The 10,496-nt window shown below is 68.7% G+C and carries 10 protein-coding genes; all 10 read left to right on the forward strand.

Annotated elements, in window-relative coordinates; all coding sequences use genetic code 11:
• The first annotated feature begins 189 nt into the window (after window positions 1-189).
• Complete coding sequence (locus FF041_RS11750) at window positions 190-798, forward strand: CDP-alcohol phosphatidyltransferase family protein (protein WP_323391726.1); 609 nt, start codon at window positions 190-192, stop codon at window positions 796-798.
• A 111-nt stretch (window positions 799-909) separates the two neighbouring features.
• Window positions 910-3,405, forward strand: a complete 2,496-nt coding sequence (locus tag FF041_RS11755; RefSeq protein WP_153522749.1) for a mannose-1-phosphate guanyltransferase — start codon at window positions 910-912, stop codon at window positions 3,403-3,405.
• A 97-nt stretch (window positions 3,406-3,502) separates the two neighbouring features.
• Entirely contained in the window at window positions 3,503-4,432 is a 930-nt protein-coding gene (locus FF041_RS11760) for a DUF881 domain-containing protein (protein WP_153522751.1), read from the forward strand.
• Window positions 4,429-4,761 (forward strand): small basic family protein, encoded by a 333-nt coding sequence (locus FF041_RS11765; protein ID WP_323371928.1) that lies wholly within the window; start codon window positions 4,429-4,431, stop codon window positions 4,759-4,761. Before FF041_RS11760 ends, FF041_RS11765 begins: the two co-directional genes overlap by 4 nt.
• Window positions 4,762-4,781: 20 nt before the next feature.
• A complete protein-coding gene (locus FF041_RS11770) occupies window positions 4,782-5,591 on the forward strand; it encodes a DUF881 domain-containing protein (RefSeq protein WP_153522753.1) in 810 nt (269 codons plus the stop codon).
• A 148-nt stretch (window positions 5,592-5,739) separates the two neighbouring features.
• Window positions 5,740-6,624 (forward strand): FHA domain-containing protein, encoded by an 885-nt coding sequence (locus tag FF041_RS11775; RefSeq protein WP_153484849.1) that lies wholly within the window; start codon window positions 5,740-5,742, stop codon window positions 6,622-6,624.
• Window positions 6,625-6,642: 18 nt separating this feature from the next.
• On the forward strand, window positions 6,643-7,416 hold the full coding sequence (gene ftsR / locus FF041_RS11780; RefSeq protein WP_153522755.1) for a transcriptional regulator FtsR: 774 nt from the start codon (window positions 6,643-6,645) through the stop codon (window positions 7,414-7,416).
• 53 nt (window positions 7,417-7,469) lie between these two features.
• Window positions 7,470-7,943 (forward strand): bifunctional nuclease family protein, encoded by a 474-nt coding sequence (locus tag FF041_RS11785; RefSeq protein WP_323371929.1) that lies wholly within the window; start codon window positions 7,470-7,472, stop codon window positions 7,941-7,943.
• Window positions 7,944-8,208: 265 nt separating this feature from the next.
• Window positions 8,209-8,757, forward strand: a complete 549-nt coding sequence (locus tag FF041_RS11790; protein ID WP_228386953.1) for a MerR family transcriptional regulator — start codon at window positions 8,209-8,211, stop codon at window positions 8,755-8,757.
• Between the two features lie 225 nt (window positions 8,758-8,982).
• Window positions 8,983-10,496, forward strand: a 1,514-nt coding sequence (locus tag FF041_RS11795) for a DNA polymerase IV (RefSeq protein WP_323391728.1), incomplete at its 3' end; no start/stop codon positions are given.

Raw genomic sequence — 10,496 nt, forward strand, 5'->3', positions numbered from 1 at the left:
AGTAGGACGCCGCCGAACAAATTTTGATAGCCTCGGTTCCCGGACATTCAATGTCCGGGAACCGAGGCTTTTCTGCGTTCAAAAGCCCTAAGAATCGGTCGTGGTCGCCTACCCCTGTGCTGTGACATCCCTTGCTGACGGTAAGGTCAGTGGGAGTCATCGGCACATTGCACAACAGGAGGCCCCCGGGTGGAGGTCCAGGAGACCCGCGTTCAGACGGACCGGGTACTCACCATCCCCAACATCCTCAGCATGGCACGCCTCGTCGGTGTGCCGCTGTTTCTGTGGCTGATCCTCCGCCCTGTCTTCGGTGGACCCAACAGCGATGGCTGGGCCGTGCTGGTCCTCATGCTCAGCGGGATCAGCGACTATTTCGACGGCATGCTCGCGCGGCGCTGGAACCAGGTCAGCAGCCTCGGGAGACTTCTCGATCCGGCGGCCGACCGGCTGTACATTCTGTCCACCCTCGTCGGTCTGACATGGCGGGAGATCCTGCCCCTCTGGGTCACCGCCGTGCTGGTGGCACGAGAAGTGATGCTGCTGGTGATGGTGGGAATCCTCCGCCGGCACGGCTATCCCCCGCCGCAGGTGAACTTCCTGGGCAAGGCCGCCACCTTCAACTTGATGTACGCCTTCCCGTTGCTGCTGCTGAGTGACGGATCCGGGTGGCTTGCGTCACTCGCTGCTATTTTCGGATGGGCCTTCGTCGGATGGGGTACAACTCTGTATTGGTGGGCAGGGATCCTCTATGTGGTCCAGGTCCGCCGACTCGTCAAGGCGGATGCAGTGGCCGATTGACCTCGTCGATGCGTAACCGCGCAGTGTGGCCGGTCACGCATGACGCCAGAGGGCCTCTTAGGGCGAGCGCAGTCGGCTAGACCGTCGTCTCTCAAGGAGGACGCTTCCGACATGAAGGCCGTCGTGATGGCCGGTGGCGAAGGAACCCGACTTCGCCCCATGACTTCAAGCATGCCCAAGCCGCTCCTGCCGGTTGTGAATAGGCCGATCATGGAGCATGTGCTGCGGCTGCTGAAGCGGCATGGGCTCAATGAGACTGTCGTCACCGTGCAGTTTCTCGCTTCACTCGTCAAGAACTACTTCGGTGACGGCGAAGAGCTCGGAATGGAGCTCACCTATGCCAATGAGGAGAAGCCACTCGGCACCGCTGGCAGTGTGAAGAACGCCGAGGAAGCGCTGAAGGACGACGCGTTCCTCGTCATCTCAGGCGATGCGCTGACCGATTTCGACCTCACTGACCTGATCTCCTTCCACAAGGAGAAGGGCGCCCTGGTCACCGTATGTCTGACACGTGTGCCCAACCCGCTGGAATTCGGCATCACCCTCGTCGACGAAGCGGGCAAGGTCGAGCGCTTTCTGGAGAAGCCGACGTGGGGCCAGGTGTTCTCGGACACCGTGAACACCGGGATCTATGTCATGGAGCCCGAAGTCTTCGACTATGTCGAGGCCGATGTGCCCGTGGACTGGTCCGGCGATGTCTTCCCGCAGCTCATGAAGGAAGGCAAGCCGATCTACGGCTATGTCGCCGAGGGCTACTGGGAGGATGTCGGCACCCATGAGAGCTATGTGAAGGCCCAGGCCGATGTCCTGGAGGGCAAGGTCGAGGTCGAGATCGACGGATTCGAGATCTCGCCCGGCGTCTGGGTCGCCGAGGGCGCCGAGGTACACCCCGACGCCGTGCTGCGCGGACCGCTCTACATCGGCGACTACGCCAAGGTCGAAGCCGATGTGGAGATCCGCGAGCATACGGTGGTCGGGTCCAACGTCGTCGTGAAGAACGGCGCGTTTCTCCACCGGGCCGTGGTCCACGACAACGTCTACATCGGAGAGCACTGCAACCTCCGCGGCTGTGTGATCGGCAAGAACACCGACATCATGCGAGCCGCCCGTATCGAGGACGGCGCCGTCATCGGCGACGAATGCCTCGTCGGCGAAGAGTCCATCGTGCAGGGCAACGTCCGGGTCTATCCCTTCAAGACCATCGAGGCCGGCGCGTTCGTCAACACCTCGGTCATCTGGGAATCGCGAGGCCAGGCGCATCTCTTCGGCACCAGGGGAGTCTCCGGCATCCTCAATGTCGAGATCACCCCGGAGCTGGCCGTACGGCTGGCCGGCGCGTACGCCACAACCCTGAAGAAGGGCGCCACGGTCACTACGGCACGTGACCACTCCCGTGGCGCCCGTGCCCTCAAACGCGCGGTCATCTCCGCCCTCCAGGCCAGCGCCATCGACGTCCGGGACCTGGAGAACGTGCCGCTGCCCGTCGCACGGCAGCAGACCGCGCGGGGCAGCGCCGGGGGCATCATGATCCGCACCTCGCCCGGGGTGCCGGACTCCGTCGACATCATGTTCTTCGACGAGCGCGGGGCCGATCTCTCCCAGGCCGGACAGCGGAAGCTGGACCGGGTGTACGCGCGGCAGGAGTACCGGCGCGCGTTCCCCGGAGAGATCGGCGATCTCCACTTCCCGGCCAGCGTCTTCGACTCGTACACCGGATCGCTGCTGCGCAATGTGGACATCACCGGGATCGCCGATTCCGGGCTGAAGGTCGTCGTGGACGCGTCCAACGGCAGCGCCGGGCTCGTGCTGCCCAGCCTGCTGGGACGGCTCGGGGTGGACGCGCTGACCATCAACCCCGGTCTGGACGAGGCCAGGCCGACGGAGACGGCCGACACCCGCCGGGCCGGACTGGTGCGCCTCGGCGAGATCGTCGCGTCCGCGCGGGCGGCCTTCGGCGTCCGCTTCGACCCGGTCGGCGAACGGCTGTCCCTGGTGGACGAACGCGGCCGGATCATCGAGGACGACCGTGCGCTGCTGGTCCTGCTCGACCTGGTCGCCGCGGAACGGCGCAGTGGGCGGGTGGCGCTGCCGGTGACCACCACACGTATCGCCGAGCAGGTGGCGGCGTACCACGGCACCCAGGTGGAGTGGACGACGACATCGCCCGACGATCTGACCCGGGTGGGGCGTGAGGAGACCACCATCTTCGGCGGCGACGGTCGCGGAGGATTCATCGTGCCGGAGTTCAGCAGTGTGTTCGACGGTTCGGCGGCGCTGGTGAGGCTGGTGGGTCTCGTGGCCCGTACCCAGCTCACCCTGAGCCAGATCGACGCCCGTATTCCGCGAGCGCATGTGCTCAAACGCGATCTCGCCACGCCCTGGGCGGTGAAGGGGCTCGTCATGCGGCGGGTGGTCGAGGCGGCCGGCGAGCGGCATGTGGACACCACGGACGGGGTCCGGGTGGTCGAGACGGACGGCCGGTGGGTGATGGTGCTCCCCGACCCGTCCGAGGCCGTCACTCATCTGTGGGCCGAAGGACCCGATGACGCATCGGCTCAGGCGCTGCTCGACGAGTGGTCGTCGGTGGTGGAGAGCGCAGGTCACTGAGGTGTGACCGGTGTGCCGGAGGCTGGGGAACCATGGCTTCCGGCACACCGGTGGGGCCATTCGGCGGTAGCGTCCACGACGTGCGACGATGTGCGGCATGCCGCAGCAGCCCCCCGTTCGGAGCACTGGTTCTCCGCCCCCGCGTCCCGACGCGTCCATGTCGCTGCTGACGAATGTGATGGAGCACAGCCTGGACGACGGCTACGCGGAGGCGACCGCCCGCCGGCGCGCGGCGGGCGGCGGGCTGCCCCGTACGCTGCGGGCCAAACTGGGACTCGCGGCCGGGCTGGTGCTGGCCGCGCTCGTGGTCACCGTGGGGGCCGCCGAGACGCGGATATCGGCGCCGGTCGTCGCGAAGGAGCGCGAGGAGCTCATCGACCGGATCGACGCGGAGACCTCGGACGCCGACGCCCTGGAGCGCGGTGTCGACGAGCTCCGCGACGAGGTGGGGGAGCGGCAGCGCAGGGCGCTGCGGACACAGGGCGGCGGCCAGGAGCAGCTGGTGTCGCTGCTCGCGGGGGCGACCGAGGTCGAGGGGCGCGGGATCGAGCTGGTCGTGGACGACGCGAAGGGCACCGACCAGGGCGGCGGCGGACCGCGGGGGAGCAGCGGCTTCAGCGATACGGGCCGGGTGCGGGACCGCGATATGCAGCGGATCGTCAACGGACTGTGGGAGTCCGGCGCGGAGGCGGTGGCCATCAATGGGCAGCGTCTGACGGCCCTGTCGGCGATCAGGGCCGCGGGAGACGCCATACTGGTCGACAACAGGCCGCTGGTGCCGCCGTACACGGTGCTGGCGGTGGGGGACGGCAAGCAGCTGAACACGGCGTTCCGTGACAGTGCCGACGGGCAGTATCTCCATGTGCTGCGGGAGAACTTCGGCGTCCGCTACAGCATCTCCACCGAGGACAGGGTGCGTCTTCCGGCTGCCACGAGCCTGATCGTACGTACAGCAGAGCCGGGATCCGCCGCCGCCGGGAAGAGCGGCGGGCGGGGCTCGGCAGAGACAGGGAAGGGCACATCGTGATCGCCGTACTGGGCCTCGTCATCGGAGTCGTGGCCGGATTGCTGGTCCGGCCCGAGGTGCCGGCGGTGGTCGAGCCCTATCTGCCGATCGCCGTGGTGGCGGCGCTGGACGCGGTCTTCGGCGGTCTGCGGGCCATGCTGGACGGAATCTTCGTGGACAAGGTCTTCGTGGTCTCCTTCCTGTCGAACGTGGTCGTCGCGGCGCTGATCGTCTTCCTCGGGGACAAGCTGGGCGTCGGCGCGCAGCTGTCCACGGGTGTGGTCGTCGTCCTCGGCATCCGTATCTTCTCCAACGCCGCCGCCATCCGACGGCATGTGTTCCGGGCGTGAGGACGGTGGACAGCGAGCCGATGAAGAACGAAGAGAATCCGCCCGGTCCGGCATCGGAGCCGGCACCGGCACTGGCACCGGCACCGGAGCCCGGTGGGCCGAGGGCGCAGATGACCGGGCGGCAGCGGCTGGTCGCGGGTCTGTGGCCGCCCCGGGTGACACGCGCTCAACTCACGGTCGCCGCACTGCTGTTCGTCCTCGGTCTGGGGCTCGCCATTCAGGTGCGTTCCACCAGCGACAACAGTGCCCTGCGCGGGGCCCGTCAGGAGGATCTCGTACGGATCCTGGCCGAGCTGGACAACCGGACCGAGCGTCTTGAGGATGAGAAGCAGAGTCTGGAGGCTCAGCGCACGGAGCTGGAGAACAGCTCGGACCAGGCGGAGGAAGCGCGTAAGCAGACCCGGCAGAAAGAGCAGCAACTGGGCATTCTGGCCGGTACCGTCGCCGCACGGGGACCCGGGATCACGCTCACCATCGCGGACGGGTCCGGCTCGGTGGAGGCGGACATGCTGCTCGACGCGATCCAGGAGCTGCGGGCCGCGGGCGCGGAGGCGATCCAGGTCAACGGGAACAGGATCGTGGCCGATACATATTTCACCGGTACGGGCGGCGACATCGACGTGGACGGGAACCGGATCGGCGCACCGTACATCTTCAAGGTCATCGGGAAGCCGCAGGATCTGGAGCCGGCCCTGAACATCCCGGGCGGAGTGGTGCAGACACTGGAGAAGGAGCGGGCCACCGTCACGGTGACCCGCTCGGAGAAGATCGTCGTGGACGCCTTGCGGCCGGTGAAGCGGCCTGACTACGCTCGGTCGTCGACGCGATGAGGCGGGGACGCATGAGGTCCTGCCGGGCAGGGCAAGAGGTTGCGGGGGGTCGGCACATCGAAGCTCTGCCGCGTGGTGGAAACTGTCTGACGGGTACGGACGTTGTGAGGATGTCCGGGTCGGCAGGTGTGATCATTGAGGGTTCGTCCTGCCCCACGGGCGGGTCTATTTCGGTCAAGGGGAATCGCCCGTGAAGTTGTTTGCGAAGTTGTTCGGCAAGAGCGCACGCGAGGACGGCGGAAACGCCAGGCATCGCGCGCGGCGTCAGGGCCAGGAGGAGGAGCAGGGCGGTGAGCGTCCGCTCTTCCGCGACGAGATCGCTGGTCCGGGCGGTGGCATTCCCGGTGGGCGGGGCGCGTCGTCTGTTGACCCTGCCGGTCCCGGCCGCATAGGTTTCGGGGAACCATCAGCCTCAGGTACGGGTGGAGGGTTTGCCCCCGATCCGTATGCGACCAATCCCCGTGGGGGACAGCCGCGGCAGGAGGATCCGTCCATGGCGGCCGTGACGGTGTGTACGAGGTGCGGGAACCGCAATCCGCAGACGAGTAAGTTCTGCTCCAATTGCGGCGCGCCGCTGCGCGGCGGAGCGCCCGCCGAGCGCGCCTCGGAGACGACCTCCACCATCTCGATCTCGGGCCTGGAGGCCTATGACTCCGAGGTGACGGGGCAGACCCAGCTTCCGTCGCTCTCGCCGGAGGCGCAGGCCGCCGTCGAGGCGCTGCCGCTCGGCTCTGCGCTGCTGGTGGTGCGCCGCGGGCCCAATTCGGGAAGTCGTTTTCTGCTCGACGGGGAGCTGACCACGGCCGGCCGTCACCCGCAGAGCGACATCTTCCTCGACGACGTGACGGTGTCGCGGCGGCATGTGGAGTTCCGCAGGGGTCCTGACGGCGGCTTCAGCGTCGCCGATGTCGGCAGCCTCAACGGCACCTATGTCAACCGTGAGCCGATCGAGTCGGTCTATCTCACCAGCGGTGACGAGGTCCAGATCGGCAAGTATCGGCTGGTCTTCTACGCGAGCCAGCGAGCCGTGTAACCCGTCAGGGAAAGGCACATGCGCACACCGACGGGCGGCGCCGGTCACGGCGCCGCCGCCGCGGCGGAGAGGCTTGCCGCGGGCGAGAGGCTGATGAGCATCGGTACGGTGCTCGGTCAGCTGCGGGACGAGTTTCCGGAAGTCACGATTTCCAAGATCCGCTTTCTGGAGGCGGAGGGGCTTGTCGAGCCCCGGCGCACCCCGTCGGGGTACCGCAAATTCAGCGCCGCGGACGTGGAGCGGCTGGCCCAGGTGCTGCGGATGCAGCGGGACCACTATCTTCCGCTGAAAGTGATCCGGGAGCATCTGGACGCCGTCGCCCGGGGCGAACAGGTCCAGCTGCCCGCTCAGGGGCCGCAGCGCGAGCCTTCGGCGGGTCCCTGGGAGGGTGCGGCCTGGGAAGCCCCTGGTGAGCGCCGTACGGCCGCCAGGGTGGGCCGGGCGGAGCTGCTGGCCGCCGCCAGGGTGAGCGAGGAGGAGCTGGCCGACTGGGAGTCGTATGGCCTGCTCACACGGGATTCCGACGGCGGATACGACGCCGAGGCGGTGACGGTGGCCAGGCTGGTGGCCGACCTCGGCAGATTCGGTCTGGAGCCACGGCACCTCCGTGCCATGAAGGCCGCCGCCGAACGTGAGGCCGGGCTGATCGAGCAGGTGGTGGCACCCTTGCGGCGGCACCGCAATCCGCAGACCAGGGCACATGCGGAGGCCACCGCCAAGGAGCTCGCGACCCTGTCCGTACGGCTGCACGCGGCCCTGGTGCAGACCGTGCTCGGGGTGCGACTCAGCTGATCTAGAACGTGCCCGACTACCCAAACGGGTCGGGCACGTCCTAGGGTTGCTGTGTGAATGAGCTCGACGTTGTGGGTGTCCGGGTGGAAATGCCCTCGAACCAACCGATCGTGCTCCTGCGTGAAGTGGGAGGCGATCGGTACCTCCCCATCTGGATCGGTCCAGGGGAGGCGACCGCCATTGCCTTTGCCCAGCAGGGCATGGCGCCTGCCAGACCACTGACTCATGACCTCTTCAAGGATGTGCTGGAAGCGGTGGGTCAAGAGCTCACCGAGGTGCGCATCACTGATCTGCGCGAAGGGGTTTTCTATGCGGAGCTGGTCTTCGCCAGCGGAGTCGAGGTGAGCGCCCGTCCGTCCGACGCCATAGCGCTGGCCCTGCGCACCGGTACGCCGATCTACGGCAGTGACGGGGTGCTGGACGACGCGGGCATCGCGATTCCGGACGAGCAGGAGGACGAGGTGGAGAAATTCCGCGAGTTCCTCGATCAGATCTCGCCGGAGGACTTCGGAACGAGCAGCCCGTGACCTCTGTGAGGTGAGCAGGTGGCCGCCGGTGTTCCGGCGGTCACCGGGAAGGCCACCGTAGGGCGTCTTCGGCGCATTCGAGTACCCTTTCCCCGATTTGGGGCACGGGAAACCACTCTCAGGGTGATTATCACTCGGCGTGCCGAGTGTGGCGATCGTTGACGCGCCCCTGGTGACTGCCTACCGTCGAGTGAGCAGGTCAAGGACGGAGGTCGGCGTGAGAAGCAGCGGCGACAGTGCGGTGGGGGGCGCCCTCGGACGAGGTCTGGGGGAGGGCGGACCGTATCCGCTCCCTGAGAATGAGGTCGACCAGCCGGCGGACACGGTCGGCTATCGGGGGCCGACCGCGTGTGCGGCGGCGGGGATCACCTATCGGCAGCTCGACTACTGGGCCCGGACCGGACTGGTCGAGCCCAGCGTCCGCCCCGCGTACGGCTCGGGCACCCAGCGGCTCTACAGCTTCCGCGATGTGGTCGTCCTCAAGATCGTCAAGCGTTTCCTGGACACCGGTGTCGCGCTGCAGAACATCCGTGCGGCCGTGCAGCATCTGAGGACGCGCGGATACGCCGATCTGGAGCGGATGACGCTGATGAGCGATGGGGCGACCGTCTATGAGTGCTCATCGCCCGACGATGTGGTCGATCTGCTCCAGGGCGGTCAGGGGATCTTCGGGATCGCGGTCGGCGTGGTCTGGCGCGATGTCGAGACGGCCCTCTCCGAGCTGCATGGGGAGCGCGTCGACACGGGCGAGACCCTGATCGGGCACAACCCGGCCGATGAGCTGGCCAGACGACGGCAGAACCGGGCCGTCTGACCTCGGCGGGGCTGGTGGGCGGGGGCTGGAGGGCTCGGTCCTCGTTCCGGGGCCAGGTCCGGTGGCCGGGGGCTCGGTCTGGTGCCGGGGCCTGATGACGGGGCCTGGTGGCCCGGTCTCCGGGGGCTCGGTTCGACGGCCGCGCCCGGCGTCCGGGGGCTTCGGTCCACTGGCGGGGCGGTCGGCGCGAGGGCGTTGTCAGTGGCGTAGGGCAGCATCGGAGATGTGAGATCCGCGCCGACGATTCTGCATCTGGACATGGATGCGTTCTTCGCCGCCGCCGAGCAGGCGGCGAAACCGAGCCTGCGCGGAAAGCCGGTGATCGTCGGGGGGCTCGGCCCGCGCGGGGTCGTCGCCACCGCCTCCTATGAGGCGAGACGCTTCGGCGTGCACTCGGCGATGCCCATGGCGCAGGCCCGGCGGCTCGCGCCGAACGCGGCGTATCTGGTGCCGCGCTTCGCCTTCTACCGCACGATCAGCGAGCAGGTCATGGGACTGCTGCGGTCCCTCTCGCCGCTGATGGAGCCGCTGAGCCTGGACGAGGCCTTCGTGGACCTGGAGGCGAGCGGCGCCGCCGACGATCTCGCGTCGGCGCGGGCCGCCGGTGAGCTGCTGCGGGCGGAGATCCTCACGGTCACCGGGCTCACCGGATCGGTGGGGCTCGCCGGGTCCAAGATGCTCGCGAAGATCGCCTCCGAGCAGGCGAAACCGGATGGCCTGATGCTGATAGAGCCGGGCACCGAGCGGGAGCTGCTGGGGCCGATGTCGGTGCGGATCCTGCCCGGGGTGGGCCCGGCCACCGGGGAGCATCTGCGCCGGGCGGGCATGACGACCTGCGCCGAGCTCGCCGAGGCGGGCGAGGACGAGCTGGTACGACTGCTGGGCAGGGCCCATGGGGCCTCGCTGTACCGGATGGCTCTGGGGTACGACGACCGGCCGGTGGTGGCCGAGCGGGACGCCAAATCGGTGTCGGTGGAGGACACCTTCGACATCGATCTGCACGACCGGGTGCGGATCCGTGTCGAGGTGGAGCGGCTGGCCGACCGCTGTACGCAGCGGCTGCGGGCCTCCGGGCACTCGGGGCGGACGATCGTACTGAAGGTGCGGCGCTACGACTTCTCGACGCTGACCCGCTCCGAGACGCTGCGCGGGCCCACGGACGACGCGTCGGTGGTGCGGGAGGCGGCGGCGCGGCTGCTGGAGTCCGTCGACACCACGGGCGGGGTGCGGCTGCTCGGGGTGGGGGTGACCGGGCTCGCGGACTACACCCAGGAGGACCTCTTCGCCCAGGCCGCCGTGGCCGAGTCGGCCCTGAGCGCGCCCGGCGGCGTACCGGGCGGCGATCCGGCGACGGGCGGCGTACCGGGCGGCGCTCCTGTGCCGGGCGGCGGAGCCGGGCAGGGACCGGGAGGTCTCGCGCCGGGTGATTCCGGGCCGGGTGATTCCGCGCCGGGCGGGACCGGTGCGGACGCGACTTCGCCGGGGGCGGCCGGTGCGGCCGGCGGAGAGCCGGCCGCGGACCCCGGCGCGTCCGGCGAGCGCCGCTGGCAGGCAGGGCACGATGTGCGCCACGCCCGGTACGGGGCGGGCTGGGTGCAGGGCAGCGGGATCGGACGGGTCACCGTGCGGTTCGAGCGTCCGGACTCCCCGCCGGGGCGGGTCCGGACCTTCCGGGTGGACGACCCCGAGCTGGAGCCCGCCGATCCGCTGCCGCTGACGGCCTCGGCGCGGTCGGCCGG

The organism is Streptomyces jumonjinensis (assembly GCF_009600885.1).
Classification (GTDB): domain Bacteria; phylum Actinomycetota; class Actinomycetes; order Streptomycetales; family Streptomycetaceae; genus Streptomyces; species Streptomyces jumonjinensis.